Here is a 23,654-nt window from a genome sequence, read left to right on the forward strand (position 1 = left end):
GTGGACCACAAAATAGCGCGATTAATTTTATATTGCCTTTCAAGAATACGTATTGATTTTACAGCTGTAGTATAAGATATTATTAAAATGAAGTACAAAATAATAAATCGTTATTCATAAAAAAAGGCAACAAATTTAATTGTTGCCTTTAAAATAAAAATATACTCAATCGTTTACCATTTTAGGATTCTTGATTGTGAAACAATACCTCCATCATGATTTGTTATTCTTAATTGGTACAGACCTTGAGGATATTTTCGCAAATCTAAACTACCTTTCTCTTGTCCATCTTGTAGGGAAAAAACCGAATGATCAACTAATTCACCTTTTACATTGAAAAGCCTGGAGTGGAATTCAGTACCCTCTCCTTTTAAGCTAATTGTAACAAAGTCAGTAACCGGATTTGGATATGCTCTCACTTGTACATCCTCCTCGTTAGCTACTAAGTTGTCTTGTTCAACGATTTCACTTACTAAATCTTCCTCTTGCTCATCGCCAAGGTTATTAATTACCATAATTCCGTCTAAATCATATCCATCTGCATTTCCACCTTGGAATTCATCAGGAATACTGATATCAGTGATTCTTATAAACTTGGCAGTGGTTAAACCACCATTAGCCAAATCAACCTCACCATCTCTACAGATTTCCTCAGCAATAATCACCCAATTCTCACCATCTAAAGAGGCTTCGACTTGTGCTTTCTCAGGATATTGTTCACATGATTGATCAGCATCTCGGAAGGAAGTCTCTACAATCAACAAATCATTTCCTTCATGATCCATCACTTCACATCCTAATTCAATAGTGATAGAACCTCCAAAACCTAAGGTCACGAAATTATAATTATCGTTTTCCTGAGGTTGACCAAGTGCTTTTTCTGAATTGGATCTACTAGGGGGGATTGTTTGTCCATTTTTCCTAGTGCCCGGCAGGTAAGAGGTCACAGACTCTCCATAGCAAAAATCTGGTTGATTATCAATTACCTCAAATTCCACTGTTAATGCCTTACCAGCTTTCCCTGTTCCATTTGCTCCAGTATATGGAGTCGCAGTGATTGTGTTAATCCCGAGTGGGAGTGCAACTGGATAAAAAGAATTACCATTATTGAAATCTCCTGCTAAAGAATAAGGCGCTATATTTTCAGTTTGGAAGCCCTCTTCACCATTAAAATCAAAAACCACACTACCAACATTTGCGAGAGCAGGAATAGCCACAACGCTAAACTCATTGTTAGCATAATTATCCAAATTGATAATTTCACCTGTGAATAAATCCCCTATCTCTTCATTTAATTCCGCATTAATCAAGGTAAAGCTACTTATCTCAGGAAGCTCTAATACTTCTAAAGAAACAGGAATCGATAATTCTGGCGTAACTGGATCATTACTACTGGCAATGATGTCTCCAAAATAGGTATCTCCCGCCTCAAGTCCTTCTGCAAAGAACGTAACTGGTATTTCCGCACTCTCTCCAGCCGCAAGAACTCCTTGAATTGGTGGAGTAAATGTTATAGCTAAGTTATCTGTAAGATATGCATTGTTAAAAATGACTTGAAGACCTGACAGACCTTGTGGGCCTTCCAATCCTACAGTAGAGGAAGTAGCCAATGTAGAGGCAACATTTTCATATTGCATTTTTATTTGCCCATTCGGATATAGAATTACTTGAAAACTAACCGGCTCAGGTATAGGCAAGAATGGCGGAAAACCAAATCCAGGTACACTGTCATACTGAACAATGAAGTAGTCTTCGCTAGCTTCATAATACACTCCACCTCCATTTTGGGGTTCCAAATCTGCCCACATAGGAGCGATAAATAAGTTTGGGTTCGCTTCATCAGGAATTTGTGCATTAGTAAAATTGCTTCCTACTAAAGCATCAAAAGTCAAGAATCCATTTGCTCCGATTGTGACCTCATTTTCATTACTACCAAAGTAATTAAATTCAAATGGAAGTGGAACAGTAATGTCACCATCTGCACCAACACTTGCTACTTGTCCAGATTCACTGATATCAATATAATCATAAGAAGGGCCGCCACTGTTATTGTCGATCCAAGTATACCCAAATGTTCCAGGACCACCGCTTGCATTTAAGAATTCAGGACCTACTCGAGTATCCTCTGCTTCTTTACTTAGGATTTTGTCGAAGTTCAGCTTTTCATATTGTTTCACTTCGCTATTTGCTGATTGTGCTTTTCCAAAGAAAGGCACTGACAATGAGTAAAAAAGATCTGCAGCTCCTGAATTAGTAATCGTTACATTTTCTGTAGCGGAATCTTCTTCATAAACTACTACAGAAAGAGAATCTGGCGATAGATTAATAACAGGTGGATCAATTCCCACACCTGATAAGTAAATACTAGATGATTCATTCCCAAAAGCATCATTACTTTCTACTATAATCTCATCACTAATACTTCCTACGCTTGAAGGAGCAAAGCTAATGTTTACAATTCTCGACTGAGCAGGTTGCAAATTAATGGGTCCTGATTCGTCTAACTGGAAATCACTATTGCTATTAGAAATGGACGATATGATCAGTTCTTTTGATCCTTCATTACTTATAAGTAGAGATGCCTCTGAACTTAAACCAACAAATATCGGATCAAAATTCAAAGAATCTGAGTCAAAGCTGATTTCAGGGAATCCGACTACTGTCAAGTCAAATAAAGCAACCGTACCAGAATCAGAAGGGGCATTCGTTGAAGCTATTAATTCATCGAAGTATCTTCCATCATTCAAATCAGTGGCATCCAAAGTGACTGTAATGTCTTTTGACCCGCCAGCTGGTACAACTCCACTTAAGTCGTCAACAGCTGTGATGAAGGAAGTAAAGGTTATAGTAGGCTTTATAAACCTGACCGCTAATCCATCTTTAATATAAGAGGTATTGAATGCGACTTGAGCTCCATCTGAACCATCAGCATTTTCAATTCCAACCGTTGTTGTGTTTAAGAAAGAAGCACTCTCTACATCTTCATAAAAAATGTCAATGTTTCCATCTTGATGAAGTACTATTTGGAAAGTGACTGATTCATCAGACGATCCAAAGTATTCAGTCGCATCTGTCCACTGAACAATCATTTTATCTCCAAAGTCCTGATAATGAACTGATCCATTGAATTCTTGTGGCTCTATGTCATTCCAAAAACCAGCGATCATATTATTAACATTGTCATCCGTTGGTATTTGTGAATTAGTGTAAGTATTAAAACCTACAGGTGCTTCAAATGCGATGAAACCATTTGCATTAACAAAGGCACTAGAATAATTTTCACCATAGAATTCGAAAGAAAATGACAGGGGCACTTGCGCTGTACCATCTCCTCCTACATTGGTTGTAATTTCATTACCAGAAGCGGTAATATCCGTGAAGTTATAAACAGGACCATCCGCTTCGTCTGAATCTATCCAACTATAACCGAAATCGTTGTCCGTTCCTACATTATACAGCACATCATGACCTACTCTTGTATCTTCAACTCCTTTTTCTTCAGTGATGCCAGCATTATCAAAAGAAAGTAATTCCGAATTATTCAGGGATACTTCTGGGTTTGCTAAAATTGAATTTAATGCTAGATCAGGAAAAGAGTAAATTAAAGGTGCATTTCCATCATTTCTTAAGCTTATGACTTTTTGAATAGTGCTGCCGGCATCTACAGTCTCTACAATTTCTTGAGGATCAAACTGCCCAATTGGTGGTTCTGCCCCAATTCCATTTACTACTACATCAATAGGCTCTAGCATTCCTGGACTCTCTATACTTATTATTCCATTTATACTACCAAGCTGACTAGGGGCAAAATTCACTGTAATCACTTGTTCTCCTCCTGGGTTAATATTTGCACTTGCAGGCGAAACAGTAAAATCACCATTATCTGAAGAAATAGAGCTTACATTTAGATCAGCTAATCCAGCATTTGTGATAGTAAAAGTTCTCTCTCTATTTTGACCAAGAAAAACATCATTGAATAGTAAGTATTCGTCCGATACCTCTATTTCAGCAGATTGTCCTGAAACCTGTAAACTAGTTGCTACAGCAATCGAAGGGTTTATAGGGTCATTACTTGAAATGATAATCTCAGTTTCATGTAACCCGTTTGCCAAACTACTTGCATCAAAAGTTGCTGCTACTTCAAGAGATTCTCCAGGACCTACTGTTCCTGATGCTGGTGATAAACTAATATAATTATCGGCACCAGATCCGCTTAAAGCTCTTACCAAAAACACAAACCCAGATGGGTTAAAAGTTGCTCCACCATCACCACTGAAGAAATAAGTATCTGGTCTTTGCGAAATATTATCATCAACTCCTTGAGGAAAAGCAATTCCATCAGGATATTTATGGACAATCCAGAACGACTGACCGGATTCAAAAGATATCGATTCATTCAGTTCTTCAAGGGCAAAAACCCCTTCTTCACTAGATTGGTTAAAAGTCTGACTTGTTAAGAGCTCTCCTGCATTAGGAGTGTCTCCACCAAGATACACTTCCAAAATAACCACTGGATCGGTCAGAGTTTCAGTTCTAAAAGCATTTCGAACAGCTGTTAAATTGAACGAAGATTCAACATCAAATTTAATAGCGCTAGTATAGGCGCCCTGCTGAATTCCAGCAAAGTCATCCGGGAAATTGATGCCGGAATCATAAAATAAGGAATCTGAAAAAGTATTGTTGCTAATTTCAACAGACTCGCTAGATCTAGAAGAAATAGTACTCAAAACTTTCTTTTTGATACCTGCCGCCTGTTCCTCCACTCCAGCTGTATTACCTAGTCCATAGAGCCTCATATCCAAATCTGAAATTTTTATAGAGTTGGTATTTGCTGAAGGAGTGAAAGTTGTTCCGCTTAATCCCGTGCTAAATTCTAATGTGCTTTCTCCACTATTTGAGATCGTAAAAGTTTCCGTTTTAGTGGCAGGATTATCAACTGCTACGTCAATAGCGGCATTGATTTGCTCAGGGTTGACAGAAATAACTGCAGGTTGTACAACGGATAAAGTTACTGGTACTTCAACGATAGCATTTGCACTGTCATTGCTATTGATCGTGATAGTTGCGTTGTAATCACCAGGTAACAAACTTCTGGCGTCAAATCTTACTTCAGCAGCAAATGAAGAACCGAAAGGCACAATTCCTTGTAAAGGAGTCACTGAAATAAATGGGCTGTTAGCGTCACCGTCAATAATCTCAAAATTATCGATGTCGATTGTGCTTCCAGTGGTTTCCATTGCAGAAAGCAGAACAACTTGCTCAATTTCTCCTGCAAAACCTTGGCCAGAAAATACCATCTCATCATCAAAGTACACAGAAAAGGTAAAATCTTCCTTGTCAACAACAATTCTTAAATCGAAATAACCTTCAGGAATTTCTGCATCTACACTTACAAAATCAGGATTTACTAAGGCATCAATAGTTCCATCACCGTTAAATCTTAGACGAGTAACCACTGATCCAGCTGTTGGTGACTGAGGAATTATTTCCCAAGTAACGCCTTCGCCTTGAATATTTACTCTTGAAGAGTATACCATGAATGGTTCATCTCCTGGCACCACAGTTGGAGATATAGCCAAAACAGCTGCAGGTCGATCTGCACCAAGACCATCCGAAAGCCCTCTAAAATGTAAGCCACCCTCATCTGGATTGCTGTCTGAGATCACCCAATTACTATCAAATTGGCTGACCCAACCATTTTGTCCATTAATATCTCCAATGCTGAAATCTTCAAAGTCAGTGGAGTACAAACTTGTGACAATTTTACTGTACTGATTGCTTTCAGTCTTAAATAAAGCGCTTTTGGTGCTTCCTTCTACATATGGGTAAGTAGTAGAAATAAACCCATCCTTAGCTATGGCTTCTCTAGTTTTTTCGAGATTTGAAGTGAATTGATCTAAAGAATCACCGTCAATTGATATATTGAATGTTAAATCAGCATTTCCATTGTTATTGATCAATAATTCTTCAGTTTTGACTTGAAACTGTTCCAGTTCTTCAGTGAAGGAAGTAGGAGAAACCTCAATAATAGGGGATTCAGTACCATCTAAAACTCTTATTTCTACAGGGATACTAATTGATGCTGAAGAATTGATAACATCAATAAAAATAGTATCCATATAAATACCCGCCTGGATATTACTAGCATTGAATTTAACTTCAAATGATTCTTCTCCTGATGCATCAATGCTAAGAGCAGATGGAGTAATGGAATTGATTAAAGCTATTGACTGGGTGGAACTAATAGAAACATCGATTGCTGAATCAGCTATATTACTTAGATTAATAATGGTCGATAAAGAGTCATTAACATCCAATTCCTCAGTGATCGAAGTAATGTTGGATACGATCGGTAACGCATCAGCTTCATTAATTTGCCATCCCATATCTTTGAATAGCCCTCTGGTTATATCACCTATATCAAAATTAGATTCCGCAGACCCCACTTGAGGAGTCATCAAGGAATTCGGATCTCCCGCAGGAAAAGAGGCTTCATCCCAATGCGCAATACTTGAACCACCTTGAAAATTGCTAGGGGCATAAAGCTCTGGTCTTTGTCCATTTAAAGCAGAGACGGCAAAAGTACCTCCCATGAAAATATCGCCACCTGTAAAAGCATCTCCTATTTGAGTAGAAGGGTCAGGAAAATCTAATAAAAGATTACCATCACCGTCTTCGATAAACAAACCGAAAACTGCTGGGTTTCCATTGGATCTTAAAGACCCGACTCCACCACTAAATGAGCGAACCGTGGTAAAGCCTAACCCATGACCAGCTTCGTGTAAAGCAACAGTAACAAAATCAAACTGTCCAGCTGGAGTATTTCCATCTAATCCAAAGTACCAAGGTATTCCATTACCTAAATTAACAATTAGGTCGAAATCTTCATCGGGGAATAATACCTCTCCAGCTAAAGCATTGGCTAATGCTGCTGGGTACAAAGTGTTTTGCTCAGGTGCTCCAGGGAAATTGAGTACATTATAGGCAGGTCCAGCTGATGCTAAAACCCCGGTGCCCAAATTGGCAAACTCCGCAAAAATCTTAATGGGAACGGGAGACACAATTTGCGTAGCCCAAATATCAAGGGCATATTCAAAAGCCGCCATTGCATCAGGATTTGCTTGTGCTCCAGGACCAAATGTGATTTCAAATTCAGCAGTAGCAGCGTTTTGCACCATAAGTCTATATTCGCCACTACTTGTTTCAGGTATATTTACTCTTGTAAACATATCCTGGTCTTTAGCCGGACAAATAATTGGTTCCGCCGGACGTTTTTCAACTCCTTGTGCTACTAATAAACTTGGAATGGAAAGTAGCAAAAAGAGCACCAAAATGCTTGTAATAATTAAGTCTTTTTTGCTGTAAAAATAGCTAATACGACTCAAGAGTTGATGTTTGTAAGTTTTTACTCTCATAACTTTCGGGGTTGGTTATAAATAAACAATCAATGAATGTAATTATTAATCTACTGAAAATCAAAGTATAACAATAAAAAATAATCGTTCATCGAATTTATAAACTGAATATTTAGGAGATAAAACATAAATTTTCTAACTCCTAAGACTTAATAAAGAGCAAAAGAGCAATGTAATATATAAGTATTTTTATAATTATTTTATTTAACCTCTTCAAGGATTAGAAGCAAGCCTTTTCCATATAGCATGAGTCAAATATTAAAAGCAAATTATCAACTAAACAAACACGAAAATCAATTATACCTCTTGTTATTTTTAGTACTTTCTTAATTGCTTTTGTTGAGTTGTGAGGCGCACCAACTTCAAGTTGTGGGACTATATGATGAAGCAGAATAAGGCAATATTGATGCAGAATTTAATTAAAAGCCTGGTCATTTTGACGGATTTCAACACTAAAATCTTTTCCAATTGAATTTTGATAAAACCAATATTGCTAATGGAAGAATTGATTTAGGAATAAGGTGAAACACAGGAGTTCTATTTTCCGAAATCCAGGATAATAATTAATATTAAAACACTGCTGAGACAGGATTAATATATATTTGCTGGATGAGCCTACAGCCTTGCGCCTATTTGGCAGAGAGCATATTTAGTTTAGCCTACAAGCAGTAGGAGTGATAATGAATAAACTATCAAAAATAGTCAAAGCTTCACCCATTCTCGGTAGATTTTGGGCTATGGTGTGTATTTTGATTTTTGATTATAGTTTAAGAATAATCAGTAAAAATTATAAACCATTCTATAAAGGACTGTTCTTCTCAAAATACTTACAAATATGCGTAATTTTACATTGCTCACACTTAGGCCTTCGAGCTACACATACGTACCTTCCATGTAAAATCAACCAGTGGTGTGCTACATGAACATATTCAGAAGGAATGTGCTTAATTAAAGTTTTTTCTACCTCCAAAGGAGTTTTAGAATTTTGATTAACTAAGCCCAATCTTTTTGAAACCCTAAAAACGTGGGTATCAACTGCCATGGCTGGCTGATTATAAATAACGGAAGCAATTACATTAGCTGTTTTTCTCCCCACACCAGGCATTTTTTGTAAATCTTCTATAGATTCGGGTACAACAGAATCAAATTGCTCCACCAATATTTTAGCCATTCCTATCAAATGCTTGGTTTTATTATTCATAAAGGAAATGCTTTTGATGTAGGGTAAAACCTGATCAAAATGAGAGCTTGCCAGATGTTTGGGAGTTGGGAACGCCTCAAAGAGTGCAGGTGTTACAATATTCACCCTCTTATCAGTGCATTGCGCAGATAGAATAACAGCCACAAGCAGTTGGTACGGATTTTCGTAATGTAATTCCGTTTCTGCTTGTGGCTGGTTTTTAGAAAAATAATCTAAAAAAGCTTCGTAGCGTTCTTTTCTTGTCATTTGCTATTCCTTTACAGGATGCAAATTAACAGCTTTCGAATAATCTAAAATAGTTTTGATGGTTTTTTCTGAAGGGCTCATCATTCCCTCATCCATTTGCTTTCTCAGCCAAAGGAGTTCATGGTATTGTTCTAAAAGTTCCATGTCCTCACTTAAGGCCAGTTCGATTTGCCGATTTTCATCCGGCTCTGTTTCTTCGTAAACATATCGGATTAAATCGTCATGAGTAAAAATTTTGGTCATAGGCTATATTATATTGTTGCATCTTTTTCCTCAAATTAATGAGGGCATAGCGCATTCGACCTAATGCAGTATTAATGCTGACGCCTGTTTGATCCGAAATTTCCTTAAAGCTCATATCCATATAGTGCCGCATAATGAGCACCTGTTTTTGTGCCTCAGGTAATTCCGCTATCAATTTTCGAAGCGATTTATGTACATCTTTCTTCATTTGAATATCCTCAAATGTGCCTTCGGCAAATTCGAGGGTTTCGAATACACTATTTCCATCATCCATAACGATGGTAGGGTACCTTTTATTTTTCCTGAACTTATCAATTGCTAAATTATGTGCAATTCTTAAAATCCAAGGCAAAAATTTACCTTCCTCGTTATAACGACCAGATTTCAAAGTTCGTATAGCCTTGATGAAAACTTCTTGCATTAAATCTTCTGCTACATAATGATCTTTGACAATCATATAGATAGTGGTGAAAATTCTCGACTTGTGGCGGTTTACTAATTCTTCAAACGCTACTTCATTACCATTGATATACTGACCGACCAATTGGCTGTCGTCCAGCATTGTTTTTTGATTATTCATCTTAAAACACCTTGTTTAGTTTGGTAAAAGTTTATTCTATAGCGATTGGTTTTTGAGGTAAAACATTTTTTTGTAGTCTCGAAAGTATTCAAATGATTTTAAATCACAAAAATATTTTTCGATTTATTTTATAGTGACAATAAAAATGTAAAAAAGGTTGGAATTCATATACTAAAATATTTTTGTAGTCGTTTTGATCGCATTTTATTCAGATTACCCCCTTTACTATTGCTCATTTATAAAATTCTAAGATCTTTACTACTATGAAAAGTTTACTTTATCAGTTTCCATAACTTTTTATCTTAAAATCTTTATTTTATCTTAAAAAATAATAGATTTATGCAGTTTTATAAGTATATTTATCGACTATGATGATAAAGCAAGGAGAAATAACACAATTGTTAGTGCAGGTGAATAATGGGGATATGGATGCCTATAATAAAATATTCCCTGTCATTTATAGTGAATTGCGGCACATCGCACATAGAATCCGCTTTCAATATTTCGGAATAGAGACTATGAATACTACTGCCATAGTACATGAAGCTTATTTAAAGATAATTAATTCCGAAGCTAACTGGAATAGTCGCGCACATTTTTACGGTGTGGCCGGTAAAGCTATGCGACACATACTCTTAAATGCAGCTAGGAGAAAAAACGCGATTAAAAGAGGAAGAGACGCACAACATATTTGTTTTGAAGAATGGGAAGAAAAGATTAACTTATCTGAAGAATGTTCGGACGAGTTGGTACGATTGGATGAAGTTCTAAATGAATTAGAAAAGAAAGACAGCAAACAGGTAAAATTAGTGGAGTGTAGGTTTTTTGCCAATATGACAATTGAAGAAACAGCTGCAGTACTTGATATTTCGCCTTCCACTGTAAAAAGAAATTGGCAAATAATTAAAGCATGGATTTACAGTCAGATCCAAGATAGAAAAACGGCTTAAATGAAATGGGATATTCTTGGAGTGAATTGGAGGAGATTTTCCAAAACGCATTAAAAGTGCCCTCCTCTGAGCGAGAACAATTTGTTATAAATCAAGCAAAAAATGATGCGACTCTTCAGCAAACCATCCTCATGATGCTTAGAGATATTGAAGATGCTGATAAGTATTTTGAAAAACTTCAGGAGGGAATAGCAGGAGGGCTTGAAGAAAATAAAGTAGATATATATCAACCTGGAGATGTGGTTGGAAAATATCAAATTATTAGATCACTCGGACGAGGTGGTATGGGTCAAGTCTTTCTAGCCAAAAGAAATGATAGCCAATTCGAGCAAGAAGTTGCAATAAAGTGCTTCGCACCTGATGAAGTAAAAAATAATTTTTTTGAAAATTTTAGAAATGAGCAACAGTTCTTAGCTAGTCTTAATCATGGGGCTATAGCACATATTTTAGATGGAGGAATCTCTGATGACAGGATCCACTACATTATTATGGAGTATGTTGATGGGCTGCCAATCGATCAATATCTAAAGAAACATCAGTTAACCACCCATGAAAAACTGAAGCTTTTTTTGAAAATAGGTACAGCCATTAATTATGCCCACAATCGACTAATTTTACACTTAGATATAAAGCCATCTAATATTTACATAAATAAAGATGGTCAGGTGAAATTACTTGATTTCGGGATTGCCCAAAAAATGGGTGAGCCTCTGCAGCAAAAACATTTTTTAGCATCTCCTTATTATGCTGCCCCTGAGCAGTTAAAGAAACAAACCGTAAGTGTTGCCACAGATATTTTTCAAATGGGGATTTTATTGCATCTGATATTGTCCCATGAATTGCCGTTTGCCAAAGGAGAATTCCCTTCTTCCTCCAATAGGAAGTTGGTTTTTGCAGAAACTAAGATTAATAAAGAACTGCAATCAATCATCTATAAATGTCTGCAGGAATCTCCTGAGGACAGATATGTCTCTGTTTCCGCTCTATTTCAAGACGTTGAAAGTTTTCTAATTTCGCGTCCAGTAAGAGTACATAAGCAGAACTGGTCTTATCGCGCTAGCAAATTTATAATAAGAAATAGAATTAAGATATCACTTTCCGTTCTGCTTGTCATGTCGATGGTTTTAGGGATCATTTTCTCCTCTTATCAAGCAAAAAAAGCTCGAGAAAATGAATTAAAAGTTATTAAGACAAATGAATTTCTTCTCGATATTTTCAAAAGTGCTGACCCTAGTATGACAGAAGGCAATCTGACTGTCAAAGAAATATTAGATAATAGTGTTAATAGTATTGAGTCAAAATTTGAGGATAAGGAATTTAAACTAAGTCTCTATGAACGTCTAATCAATATTTATACTAATGTTTATTTGTGGAATGACTCAAGAATATTAGCAGAGGATGTTTTAAGCAGGTATCGTGACGTGGAAAATCTCAGCTATTTAAAAATCATGAGTACGCTAGGAGGCAACTACCGGGAGCTTTCCCAATATCAAAAAGCTGATTCTATTTTCTCTATTTTAATAAGCGAAATTGAGACTGGAAACAATTACCTGTCTTTAGAATTCCAAATTGAAAACATATTAGCATTTGCAAAATCTCAACAAATACAGGGAAACTACGATACTGCTCTTCAAATAATACATAAAGCACAAGCTTTAGTTACTAGTAGTGCTTCACTTAAAGACAAAGCAGATATTTATAACCATTATGCCTCAGTAAATAAGGATCTATCTAAATATGATTCTGCATATTTTTATCAAAGTAAGGCGATAAAGATGATTCAAGCAAAGGAAAGCCCCGATCATCAAATTGCATTGGCATTGTACTACAACAATCAAGGTAATCTTCTAAAGGATATGTCACAGTATGATTCAGCTATAATTTCTTTTGAAAAGTCAATTAGTTTAAAAAGAAAGATTGATTCTAAAGCCAATCTTGATCTAGCTATCACATTGAGCAATTTGGGTGGCGTCTATTATAAAAAGAAAAATTATGACAGTGCCTCTACTATATTGAATCGAGCAATAGATATATTTGCTGCTCAGCTAAAGCCCAACAATAACTTTATTGTTTCAACTAGGTATAGCTTGGCAAATATTTATTACAACCAATTGAAATTTGAAAGAGCTCTCTCGGAATATAAAGAGATACTAGCTGCAGACACCGCTAATTTTGGTCCAGGTCATCCTTACGTTGCTGACGATTATATTTCTATTGCAAATTGTTACAGAGAGTTAAATGAAACAGATAAGGCATATGATTTTCTAAAAAAGGCTGAGCTTATAATTGAAGATAAATTTGATGAGAGTCATCAAAAGACTTCTTATCTCTATAATAAATTTGGAATGCTTTTCGAAAAGCAAGAGAATTACACTATGGCACAAATTTATTTTCAAGAATCTTTTACTTTAGCCAATAAATATCTTGGAGAAGAACATCGGTATACTAAATTATATAAAGAAGATGTGGAACGAATATCTAATATTATGAAAGCAGATATCGATAAAATGTAAATTCTGTAGTATTCACTTCTAAGTATCCAGCTTATTTTTAAACTTTTATCTCAGTAAATTATTACTTTGATTACAAGATAAATCAAACACTTAATACAAAGGAGCTTCATTCTTCGATGATATAAATAAGCAATTACATCAAAGCCATGTATTGTAGCTTATATAGCATCTTATTAAATGATTACTAATTATGAAGGCAATTATTATTGGCGCAGGTATAGGAGGAATAGCGACCTCCATTAGATTGGCTAAGAAAGGTTATGATGTTCATATATATGAGCAGAACAACTACATGGGAGGCAAACTTTCGGTTTTTGAACAAGACGGATTCCGCTTTGATGCAGGACCATCATTGTTTACTTTACCGGAACTAGTTGATGATTTGATGGCCTTTCAAAAAGAAGAGAGTACTATAAAGTTCCCATATAAGAAGCTTGATGAGTCATGCCGATATTTTTGGGAGGATGGCAAACAATTGACTGCATACACGCAACCAGAAAAATTTGGAGCCGAAGTAGAAAAAGTTTTAGGGGTACCAGCAGAAGTTGTGGTGAATTATATAGCAAAATCAGAATTTAAATATGAAAAATCTGCTAAAATTTTTCTAGAAAAGTCGCTTCATAAAAGTTCAACTTTCCTATCGAAGGAAATCATTCCAGCACTTCTTAACATCTATAAATTCGGTCTATTTCAAAATATGAACCAGGTGAATGAGCACCAATTGAAAGATTCTAAGTTGGTGCAATTATTCAATCGATTTGCCACTTACAATGGCTCAGACCCCTACCAAGCTCCAGGAATTCTAACATCCATCGCTAATTTAGAATTAAACCGCGGGACTTTTTACCCTGAGGAAGGCATGTATCAAATTACCGATAGATTGACAAAAGTTGCTGAAAGCTTAGGAGTAAAAATTCACCTGAATACAAAGATTGAAAAAATTGCAGTTGATAATAAAAAAGCAGTAGGAATATATCAGAATAAAGAATTGATTCCTGCAGATTTGGTAGTGAGTAATATGGATATTTACCCAACCTACAGAAAATTACTGTCTGATCAAAAGCAGCCTGAAAACACATTGAATCAGGAAAGAAGCAGTTCTGCTTTAATTTTTTATTGGGGTATTGATAGGGAATTTGAACAACTTGGCCTTCATAATATATTCTTTAGTGAAGATTATCAGGAGGAATTTCATCACATATTCAAATCCAAAACCATAGCGCCAGATCCGACTATCTACGTTAACATAACTTCAAAGCATACGCCTTCTGATGCTCCAAAAGGAATGGAAAATTGGTTTGTGATGGTAAACGTACCCTCAAATAGCGGACAAGATTGGGATAAGATCATTCCTGAAATAAGAACTTCTGTTTTAGATAAGCTTAGTAGAATGTTGGGGAAAGATATAGCGAACCATATCAAAACAGAAAATATTCTTGAACCTCGTACTATTGAAAGTAAAACCTCTTCACATCAGGGTGCACTGTATGGAAGTAGTTCAAATAATCGCTATGCGGCTTTTCTACGACACCCGAATTTTCATCAAAAAATAGAAGGCCTATATTTTTCTGGAGGTAGTGTTCATCCAGGTGGAGGAATTCCGTTATGTTTGCTATCAGCAAAAATAATTGATGACCTAAGTCCTGAAGCAAAATGAATGCAATTAATTTAACTTCTATTATTAAAAGGATAAAATCGAGTCCGCTAATCGGGCTTCTTATCATTTCAGCATTTTATTTTTTTGGGATTATAGGTATTCTTTCAAATAACAAAGAGTGGTTCATTGAGAAAACAGCTTTCAATTTATCCCTTTCATTCCTGATACTTCTGACTTATCAAAAGAAATATTCCTGGTCATTGCTTTGGGCTTTCTTGTTTTGTTATTTTATTGGCTTTTTAGCTGAATACTTGGGAGTAAATTTTGGCCTAATATTCGGAGACTATATTTATCCCGATACACTAGGTCCACAATTAGGAGGAGTACCCATCATAATTGGGGTGAATTGGTTTTTGATTACTTTTTGCGTGGCTTCGCTATTATTTCCATTTAACATAAACGGATTGTTGAAAATCGTGCTGGCCACTATTATAACAGTTCTCATCGATGTATTAATTGAGCCTGTAGCTATGAAGTTAGATTTTTGGAATTGGGAAAATGACACAATCCCTTTTCAAAATTATCTAGGGTGGGCTGTTATTTCCTTCTTAATTTTTAGTTTTTACTCGATCGTAAAGCTACCAGTACAAAATAAAGTAGCCTTTTCTTTATTGATTTGGCAGATAATATTTTTTGCTGCCTTGAATATATTTTTAATATGATAGCCTATAACAGGAAAAAAGCCGATTATAGTAATCGACTTTTTAATAATTATTAAGCGGAAGTTTGAAAATATTGATCTTGCTGAAGTAATTCAAAATACTCATCAAAAAGTGATTTAGAAATCAATTTGCTTTCTGTTCCGGAACCCCACTTGGCATTTATTTCAAATAAACCATTGAAAGCTCTTCCTTCGTAATTCTCTCCAATTTTAAAGCCCATCAAACCAGTTTTTTGGTCAGGCAACTTATTACAAACAAAATTTATTCTATACCTATCCATGTCTAAAAGTTTTAGTAAACTTATGGACTAAAGACCAAGATACGTGCCAAAAGGTTGGGATTTATAGAAAAATTATCGATCAGTAGCTTAATTTTTAAGACGAGTGCAGAAAATACTAGTTATAGACCATAGGAAAAACTACTTGCTTTTAATAAATACCAAATTGAAAAATATGCTCAATATGTAGTAAATTAGATGTATTTAAAGCTTGTATAGGCTCATATTTATTTACCTTTGCACGCATGAAAAGGGTAAGGTCAGCGTGTCCTAATATACCAGCAATTAAATGATGGACTTGTAAAAATTCTCCCAGTGAGGTCAAGATTATAGGACAGTAGTCAGAACCTATCGTGACCTTTTAATATCAATAGCTATACAAATGAAATTTAAAGCACTTTTACTTAAGTTTCTTATTTGGCGTGTTAAGCATGTCAGCACCACTAATTTTGTAATAATTACAAGCGGTGTGATTGGGATTATAGCTGGACTAGCTGCAGTCACGCTAAAGGAAAGTGTACATCTTCTTCAAAACTTTCTGACACGCGACTTCCAGCAAGAGTTCGGGAATTATCTTTATTTGAGTTACCCTCTAATTGGTATCATATTAACACTTGTTTTATCAAAGTACATATTAAAGGAAAAACTAGGTCATGGGATTACAGACATTCTATATTCGATCTCGAAAAAATCAAGCATAGTTAAGCGGACTAAGACTTTCTCTAGAATGTTGACCAGTACATTGACGGTTGGTTTCGGAGGATCAGTTGGTCTAGAGGCCCCCATTGTAGTTACCGGGTCTGCTATAGGATCTAATATAGGTCGATTAGTCCATTTAAATTATAAACAGCGGACACTATTAATAGGATGTGGATCTGCTGGTGCGATTTCAGCTATATTTAATTCTCCTATAGCCGGAGTGATTTTTAGTATAGAAGTTATTTTAGCCGAGGTGACGATTAGTTCTTTCATTCCACTCTTAATTGCTTCTGTTTGCGGAGCTTTAGTTTCACTTACATTATTGGGCGATGATGTTTTATTTTCCTTCAATTTAACAGATGAATTTATTGCCGCTGACACACCTTTCTATATATTTTTAGGGATTTTTACGGGCCTGGTAGCCCTATATTTTACTAGAATAGTGGGAAAAGTAGAAGGGCTAATCAAAAATGTTAAGGGAGATCTAAATAGAGCAATCTTAGGCGGGGTGTCTCTAGGCTTTTTGATTTTCCTGTTACCACCTCTATACGGTGAAGGTTATGATACCATCACTAAATTACTGGAAGGCAATGCGCAACAGATTTTGAACAATAGCTTGTTTTTTGATGACATTGAATCTTTTTATTTAATCGTGCTATTTGCAGCAGGAATTATTTTAATAAAACCTGTTGCAACTGCCTTAACACTGGGCTCTGGCGGTAGCGGAGGGATTTTTGCACCCTCTCTGTTTCTAGGAGGCTTAACAGGTTTCTTATTTGCATATTTGGTAAATAAGATGGGAGTAACCGATCCAATAAGCCTGAGTAATTTCACCCTAGTCGGAATGAGTGGGGTAATGAGTGGAGTACTACATGCGCCATTGACCGCCATTTTCTTAATTGCTGAAATTACCAGCGGTTATACGCTTTTTGTTCCCCTGATGATTGTCTCAGCTATTTCCTATAGTACTATTTCTTACTTTGAAAAATACTCAATGTATACAAAACCACTGGTAGAGAAAGGTGATTTGATTTATCATGACAAAGATAGACAAGTTCTCAGTCTGATTGATTTGAAAAAAGTAATAGAAACTGATCTGCTTGTTATTGATCCAGATGCCACTTTAGGAGAATTAGTAGATTTAGTAAGATTCTCAAAACGAAATATTTTTCCTGTAGTGAATCAAGATCAGGAACTTATGGGTATTGTAACTCTGGATGATATTCGAGAAATTATGTTTGATGAAGAATCCCGAAAAAATATCATTGTCAACACCCTGATGCACAGTCCACCAACCTTCGTCACCGGTAAAGAGAATATGCGCTCTGTTATGATGAAATTTGAGAAAACAGGTGCTTGGAATCTTCCAGTCTTGGAAGATGGCAAATATGAAGGATTTGTTTCCAAGTCTAGAATTTTTAATGCATACCGTAAAAAGCTTATCAGACAACAAATAGAGTAGCTTCGTTTTACTAAACATTACATCTCTTACTTTGGTAGTTAATTAGAACACCTATTATAGCTAAGTGATTGGCTTCCTGAGGCTTGTCCACAATTCAAAATCAAGGGCAATCTATATAAACTACTGAATGATAAATAGTTATGACATGACTGTGGATAAATGTGGATAACTTCTTCATTTTGTGGATAAAAAAGCCTTTGATAACTTGAATCTTTTTTTTGTTTAAAAAAAATAGTTTTTATCTCCTCAAATGTAAGATTTTAACTATATAATAAATTGTTTTAACATACATGGAATTACTTAAACAAAACCCTTCTAAGTAAAAATACTTAGGTTAAGATTACGCCATTTTTATCTGTAGGAATTAAATGTATACTTTAAGTTAACATTAAGAATACCTCTTCGTGATAAAAAAGTAGTTTAAGTTTAGCGTGCAGTACAAACATTCTTTGAAAACCACCCTATTAGAATAATACAATTTATTGGCTCTTTATGAAATCGATGGCCTCTTCGATCATGCGGTCATTTCCTTCTATAAATCCAGTTGAATCCAATTGCACCAAAATATCTGGTTTTACTCCAAATTCAATGTTATTGCCATTAGCATCTAGTGTTCTAGTTGAGGAAAACCGATAGCGCCATCCATTTGGTAGCTCATCATTAATAGGAAGTCCACCACCCCCTCCTGTTTGGTCACCCATAAGCGTTACATTCGGCAAAAAGCTCATCATACTAGCAAAAAAATTTGCGGAGCTGTAACTGCTTCTATTGATCAACACTACTATAGGTTTATTGAATTTATAATCTTCATTTCCATCAAATTCAATAAATTTTTCTTCTGCCCGTGAAAAATCATCATGGTCCGGTCCTGTCTTATAAAACCAGTCTGCTACTTTTACTCGGTCACCTGCAAATCTATTCGCAATAGTAAAAGCGTTACTGATACTTCCTCCACCATTATTTCGCACATCTATTATAATCCCTGCTACTGGCCCATCTAAACTATTGAGTTGAAAACTTTCTTCCTCTTCATTGATCAAGAATTTGAGGACTAAATAATCCATTAATGAGGTACTTACATTATTCGAGAAGCTTTCATAATACATGTAACCAACCGAATCAATGATGGTATTATGGATAGGTCCAGAAATTTGATAATCTTCACTAGGCGCTAAATAATTTCTCTCTATCACATCAAAATTGAAGTTGGTTGGGTATTCTAAAAACCAGTCCCAATTACGAGATAAATCGATTCCTGCAGATATATTTACATGCCCATCTTTCAAGATAAACAGCATATCCGCTAATACATTAAATAATTCTACACTATTTCTAGCTTCAATTGCCTTAGGTCTAAAAACATCCCTGGCCGAATCCCAATCAATATTTTTATCTTCAAAAAAAGAATACTTTTCATCTACTGTTTCCCATAAATGGTCAAAAATGGCAGCATTTTCTGGTTCGGGCTCTTCTTTCATGAACAGTCTTTCACAAGAGGAAAGCGCTAAGAAAAGTAAAAGTAATATGGTAATGTTCCTCAAGCTCATATTTTAAAAAATGTACTTATCATGATAGAATGTTCTCCGGTTCTAACAGGGTTTTGGGCTTTATAGCTTTCATAATTCCAGAAATAATCTAGCCTTAAACCATTTCCATTTTTTAAAGGATAGAATAGAAAAAACTGGGTCGACCACTTAAAATAATTACCAAAACTTATTATTTCGCCTTCTTTCACATAATCAAGAAATTCAATCTCTTCCTTATTTACAGACGCAGGAAATCGAGTTGATGCAAATAAAGGGCGAGTTGCATAAGTTAATAATGGAATACTTGTGAAAGCACCCAATTCAAAATTTCTCTCCCAAAGTTCGAATGGCCTAGCAATCATCAAAGCAGGAGCCACGGAAAATCTAGTTTCTATATGTTGGCTATTATTAGTGAAGTTTAAATGTTGTCGTAATGCCCATTTGGCTGATAAATCAAAACCAGGTCTGAGTTTCAGCTTTTTCTCTTCAAGATTGGAAACTTTCCAATAGCGCTGAAAATGCCCCTCTAATCTGAAAGTATACATTTCTGCATTACTGATACTACTTGAGGGATTATTGAAATCAAATTTTACAGAGGAGGCATTTAGATTGTTCATTTTTTCCTGAAAATGACCCAAAATTACACTTCCTCCACTACCATCATAAAGTAAAGGAGAAATACCTTCATCAATAATATTCACATAACTTCCACCAATACCTGTTATAAAATGGGTTTGATTTTTTTTATCATTGGATTTCTGTGCTTGTCCAAAACTTGCAAAACTAAGACTAGTAGCAAGTAAACTAAGGCCTAAAAAGTATAGCTTATTCAAAATCAACAATTACCTGATTTCTCAATAAATCATCCAAAGATTCTCTTTTTCGGATGAGCTGATCTTTTCCGTCATGCACTAACACTTCTGCTGGTCTATATCGGGAATTATAATTTGAAGCCATAGAAAATCCATAAGCCCCAGCATTTTTAATGGCAATAATATCGCCACGTCTAACTTCTGATAAACGTCTATCAGTACCGAAGGTATCCGTTTCACAAATGTAGCCTACAACCGTGTAAACTCTCTGGGTGTCTGATGGGTTTGAGATGTTTTCAATTTGATGGTAAGCATCATACATCATCGGACGCAGCAAATGGTTCATGCCTGTATCCAAGCCCACAAAAACAGTTGCAGGAGTAGTTTTAATAACATTTACCTTTGAAAGAAAATATCCCGACTCTGAGACTAAGAACTTGCCAGGCTCAAACCACAATTCTAAATCTTTTCCTCTTCCCTTGCAAAATGCTTTGAATCGCTTGCTTACTTCTTCACCTAACTCCTCAATATCTGTTGTGACATCACCATTTTTATAAGCTACCTTAAACCCGCTTCCGAAATCAATAAAATCAAGATTAGGAAAATCCTCAGCAGCTTCAAAAATAATTTCGGTTCCTCTTAGAAATACTTCCGAATCTAGAATATCAGATCCTGTATGAATGTGTAATCCGACAACATTTAAATTGTAATTATCAATCACTCTAAGTAAATGTCGCATTTGCAAAATCGAAATGCCGAATTTTGAATCTATATGACCAGTCGATATTTTTGAATTACCCCCTGCCATAATATGAGGGTTTAACCTTACACATACTGGCACGCTGTCATGATAACGATGTCCAAACTGCTCTAAAATAGAAATATTATCGATGTTAATCATCAATCCTAAGTCAACTGCTTCCACAATTTCATCGATAGACACACAATTAGGAGTGTAAAGAATGTCTTTAGGCTCAAAGCCTGCTTTCAACCCTAAATAGGCTTCTTGAATAGAAACTACATCTAGACCTGTACCATGTTTTTTCATCCACTTTAACACAGAAACATTGCTCAATGCTTTGGTAGCATATTTCAATTTTAAATTAATACCTGAAAAGGCATCATTTAATCTATTGATTTGTGATGCGATTTTATCCGCATCATAAACATACAAAGGGGTGCCGTATTTTTTGGCTAATGATGTTAACACTGAATTCTCCACTGAATAATCTATATTAAATTGTAGACTTAAATCACTATTTTTAAATGCTAATTTTATCGTAAAATTGTTCCAAATCTTCGGGTTTACCAAATACAAATATCGTATCCCCTTTTTTTGGAGTTGTTTCCGGACCAATTTGGGTGGTTAATTCACCATTTCTTTTAAGCCCAATCACTGTAACACCAAATTTATGTCGAATGTTAGTTTCTGCAATCGGTTTATCGGTAATATCACTGTTGTCCATTTCAATTTCATAGCATGCCGTGGTCAAATTTGGAAATTCCTCTGTCAATTTCTGCATAGGATTTCTTTTTATCACGCCTCTTAACATTTCATAATTATCTGCTCGGACGTTTCTGACGAATTCTTTGATCTTTTTCTGCGGAATGAAATATTGGTTCAAAACTCTTGTGAAAATCTCCACAGATGTTTCGAATTCTTCAGGAATTACTTCATCAGCTCCTAATCGTAAATTCTCTTCTGTTTCTGTAATAAATCTAGTTCTTACTATAATATGGATAGTATTACTAATAGATCTGATTTGAGTGACAATGCGCTTGGTTGCTAATGGATCAGAAATAGCGATAACGACTACTTTTGCTTTATAAACACCTAATCCTTTTAGAACCTCATGCTGAATTGCATCTCCATAGTGAATGGGTTCTCCTAAGGCCTTATATTTCTTAATGGTATCAGGATTCATTTCACAAATTACGTAAGGAATACCTGCGCTTTTGGCGGCTTTAGCAACATTTTGACCGTTTAAGCCAAAGCCAACGATTACTATGTGTTTATCTAATTCATCCTCAGGTGAGTCTTGTACCTCTGCTGGAGTATCAGGAAAAGAAAAAAACATTTTCTGTGTTCGAGAACCAATTTTTGAAGCTAATCTACTTGTGGCCAACTTATCCGCAATTTTTCCAGCCTTACTCATCATAAAGGGCGTGATCCCCATTGTAAATAACGAAACAGACAAGAAATATTGATAAGTTAAATCTGAAATAACGGCATAAGTTATTCCTACTGTGGATAAAATAAAGGCGAATTCCCCAACTTGAAAAATAGATAAGCCAATTCGGTAGGAAGTTCTTCCAGGATAACCCAAAAATGCTCCTGCTACAGTAGCTATTAAAGACTTTCCTATAAAAGTAGCCGCCATTAAACCCAGAATTACTAAAAAATGGTCTGCAACAAAAAAGATGTCCAATAGCATTCCAATGGACACAAAGAAAAAGGAGGTGAAGAGTTCATGGAAAGGCAAAATGTTACTTGCCGCCTGATGACTGTATTCAGATTCTGACACAATTAAACCCGCCAAAAAGGCCCCCAAAGCAAGTGATAAGCCCAAAGCAGAACTTAACCATGCAATCGAAAAACAAATCAACACTATGACTAAAATGAATAATTCCTTACTACGGGTTTTCGCAATTTGATAGAATAACCAAGGAACAATATATCGGGCACTTACCAATACAAAAGCTATTAATAGCGCTGCTTTTAATATCATCATTAGTATTTCCATCCAAATATTTTGAGATTCACCAGCCAGAAGTGGGGTGAAAAGCATCATGGGTACTACTATGATATCTTGAAAGATTAAAATGGCTAGGATAGTTTTTCCATGTGGGGTGGAAGTTTCTCCTTTGTCTTGGATGATTTTGAGGACAATGGCCGTACTACTTAATGAAAACAAAAATCCAAGGAAAATTGCAGCACTTAGATCAAAGCCTGTATTCATTGCAATCAGCATTACCAGTAAAATAGTACCCACCACTTGCACCGTTCCGCCAATAAAAACCGCACGTTTTATGGAGATTAAGCTTTTAATGGAAAACTCTATACCAATAATAAATAGCAATAAAATAACTCCGATCTCTGCAAATACCTTAACGCCTTCAGTGGCTTCAATCAATTGAAAGCCATAGGGGCCTGCAATTATACCGGTAATCAAGAAACCAATAATGGGTGGGACTTTTAGTTTTCTAAATAGAAGAATTACAAAAATCGAAAGTCCTAAAATAATGACAATATCACTTAGAATTGGAATATCTACACTAGCAGCTAAAATCATTGAGTATTTATTTAACCTTAAAATTAAGCATATATATTAAACTTTATGCTCATCTTTTCAAAGCTTTCATAATATAATGTTCAGCTGCATTTACCTATTAACTTGAAAAGAGTTTCAA

The 23,654-nt window shown here is 35.5% G+C and carries 14 protein-coding genes; 5 read left to right on the forward strand and 9 right to left on the reverse strand.

The features are described 5' to 3' along the window. Positions 1-173: 173 nt before the first annotated feature. The 4 genes from B9Y84_RS14535 to B9Y84_RS14550 form a co-directional block, all read right to left on the reverse strand. Complete coding sequence (locus B9Y84_RS14535) at positions 174-7,415, reverse strand: Ig-like domain-containing protein (RefSeq protein ID WP_085518119.1); 7,242 nt, start codon at positions 7,413-7,415, stop codon at positions 174-176. A 799-nt stretch (positions 7,416-8,214) separates the two neighbouring features. Next, on the reverse strand, positions 8,215-8,862 hold the full coding sequence (nth, locus tag B9Y84_RS14540) for an endonuclease III (protein WP_085518120.1): 648 nt from the start codon (positions 8,860-8,862) through the stop codon (positions 8,215-8,217). Between the two features lie 3 nt (positions 8,863-8,865). Further along, positions 8,866-9,105: an anti-sigma factor gene (locus tag B9Y84_RS14545; protein WP_085518121.1), complete on the reverse strand. Its 240-nt coding sequence runs from the start codon at positions 9,103-9,105 to the stop codon at positions 8,866-8,868. Further along, complete coding sequence (locus B9Y84_RS14550) at positions 9,083-9,685, reverse strand: RNA polymerase sigma factor (RefSeq protein ID WP_085518122.1); 603 nt, start codon at positions 9,683-9,685, stop codon at positions 9,083-9,085. The genes B9Y84_RS14545 and B9Y84_RS14550 overlap by 23 nt, the downstream gene beginning before the upstream one ends. Positions 9,686-10,053: 368 nt before the next feature. Here B9Y84_RS14550 and B9Y84_RS14555 point away from each other — a divergent pair, with 368 nt between their 5' ends. The 4 genes from B9Y84_RS14555 (at position 10,054) to B9Y84_RS14570 (ending at position 15,467) form a co-directional block, all read left to right on the forward strand. Then, positions 10,054-10,635, forward strand: coding sequence for an ECF-type sigma factor (locus tag B9Y84_RS14555; protein ID WP_085518123.1), 582 nt, complete (start codon positions 10,054-10,056; stop codon positions 10,633-10,635). Positions 10,636-10,640: 5 nt separating this feature from the next. After that, on the forward strand, positions 10,641-13,148 hold the full coding sequence (locus tag B9Y84_RS14560) for a serine/threonine-protein kinase (RefSeq protein ID WP_085518124.1): 2,508 nt from the start codon (positions 10,641-10,643) through the stop codon (positions 13,146-13,148). A gap of 190 nt (positions 13,149-13,338) precedes the next feature. Beyond that, on the forward strand, positions 13,339-14,805 hold the full coding sequence (gene crtD, locus B9Y84_RS14565) for a 1-hydroxycarotenoid 3,4-desaturase CrtD (protein WP_085518125.1): 1,467 nt from the start codon (positions 13,339-13,341) through the stop codon (positions 14,803-14,805). Continuing rightward, positions 14,802-15,467, forward strand: coding sequence for a carotenoid biosynthesis protein (locus B9Y84_RS14570; RefSeq protein ID WP_085518126.1), 666 nt, complete (start codon positions 14,802-14,804; stop codon positions 15,465-15,467). The genes crtD and B9Y84_RS14570 overlap by 4 nt, the downstream gene beginning before the upstream one ends. 52 nt (positions 15,468-15,519) lie before the next feature. Here B9Y84_RS14570 and B9Y84_RS14575 read toward each other — a convergent pair whose 3' ends face one another. Beyond that, positions 15,520-15,747, reverse strand: coding sequence for a hypothetical protein (locus tag B9Y84_RS14575; protein ID WP_085518127.1), 228 nt, complete (start codon positions 15,745-15,747; stop codon positions 15,520-15,522). Positions 15,748-16,126: 379 nt separating this feature from the next. Here B9Y84_RS14575 and B9Y84_RS14580 point away from each other — a divergent pair, with 379 nt between their 5' ends. Continuing rightward, entirely contained in the window at positions 16,127-17,905 is a 1,779-nt protein-coding gene (locus B9Y84_RS14580) for a chloride channel protein (RefSeq protein WP_085518128.1), read from the forward strand. Between the two features lie 479 nt (positions 17,906-18,384). Here the strand turns inward: B9Y84_RS14580 and B9Y84_RS14585 are convergent, their stop codons facing one another. Genes B9Y84_RS14585 through B9Y84_RS14600 form a run of 4 tightly spaced genes read right to left on the reverse strand, consistent with a single transcriptional unit; the run spans position 18,385 to position 23,536 of the window. Continuing rightward, the gene (locus tag B9Y84_RS14585; RefSeq protein ID WP_085518129.1) at positions 18,385-19,452 is read right to left on the reverse strand and encodes a S41 family peptidase; all 1,068 of its coding nucleotides are present in this window, start codon (positions 19,450-19,452) and stop codon (positions 18,385-18,387) included. Beyond that, positions 19,449-20,264 (reverse strand): hypothetical protein, encoded by an 816-nt coding sequence (locus B9Y84_RS14590; protein ID WP_139828049.1) that lies wholly within the window; start codon positions 20,262-20,264, stop codon positions 19,449-19,451. Before B9Y84_RS14590 ends, B9Y84_RS14585 begins: the two co-directional genes overlap by 4 nt. Further along, positions 20,257-21,465, reverse strand: a complete 1,209-nt coding sequence (lysA, locus tag B9Y84_RS14595) for a diaminopimelate decarboxylase (RefSeq protein WP_085518264.1) — start codon at positions 21,463-21,465, stop codon at positions 20,257-20,259. The genes B9Y84_RS14590 and lysA overlap by 8 nt, the downstream gene beginning before the upstream one ends. A gap of 40 nt (positions 21,466-21,505) precedes the next feature. Then, a complete protein-coding gene (locus tag B9Y84_RS14600) occupies positions 21,506-23,536 on the reverse strand; it encodes a monovalent cation:proton antiporter family protein (protein WP_085518131.1) in 2,031 nt (676 codons plus the stop codon). Positions 23,537-23,654: the final 118 nt, after the last annotated feature.

Source organism: Marivirga sericea (assembly GCF_900177665.1).
GTDB classification, from domain to species: Bacteria; Bacteroidota; Bacteroidia; order Cytophagales; family Cyclobacteriaceae; genus Marivirga; species Marivirga sericea.

What these genes read in the sequence shown, in the direction of transcription:
- B9Y84_RS14535 (WP_085518119.1), bottom strand. Translation starts at nt 7,415, where the DNA reads ATGAGAGTAAAAACTTACAAACATCAACTCTTGAGTCGTATTAGCTAT.
- nth (WP_085518120.1), bottom strand. Translation starts at nt 8,862, where the DNA reads ATGACAAGAAAAGAACGCTACGAAGCTTTTTTAGATTATTTTTCTAAA.
- B9Y84_RS14545 (WP_085518121.1), bottom strand. Translation starts at nt 9,105, where the DNA reads ATGACCAAAATTTTTACTCATGACGATTTAATCCGATATGTTTACGAA.
- B9Y84_RS14550 (WP_085518122.1), bottom strand. Translation starts at nt 9,685, where the DNA reads ATGAATAATCAAAAAACAATGCTGGACGACAGCCAATTGGTCGGTCAG.
- B9Y84_RS14555 (WP_085518123.1), top strand. Translation starts at nt 10,054, where the DNA reads ATGATGATAAAGCAAGGAGAAATAACACAATTGTTAGTGCAGGTGAAT.
- B9Y84_RS14560 (WP_085518124.1), top strand. Translation starts at nt 10,641, where the DNA reads ATGGGATATTCTTGGAGTGAATTGGAGGAGATTTTCCAAAACGCATTA.
- crtD (WP_085518125.1), top strand. Translation starts at nt 13,339, where the DNA reads ATGAAGGCAATTATTATTGGCGCAGGTATAGGAGGAATAGCGACCTCC.
- B9Y84_RS14570 (WP_085518126.1), top strand. Translation starts at nt 14,802, where the DNA reads ATGAATGCAATTAATTTAACTTCTATTATTAAAAGGATAAAATCGAGT.
- B9Y84_RS14575 (WP_085518127.1), bottom strand. Translation starts at nt 15,747, where the DNA reads ATGGATAGGTATAGAATAAATTTTGTTTGTAATAAGTTGCCTGACCAA.
- B9Y84_RS14580 (WP_085518128.1), top strand. Translation starts at nt 16,127, where the DNA reads ATGAAATTTAAAGCACTTTTACTTAAGTTTCTTATTTGGCGTGTTAAG.
- B9Y84_RS14585 (WP_085518129.1), bottom strand. Translation starts at nt 19,452, where the DNA reads ATGAGCTTGAGGAACATTACCATATTACTTTTACTTTTCTTAGCGCTT.
- B9Y84_RS14600 (WP_085518131.1), bottom strand. Translation starts at nt 23,536, where the DNA reads ATGATTTTAGCTGCTAGTGTAGATATTCCAATTCTAAGTGATATTGTC.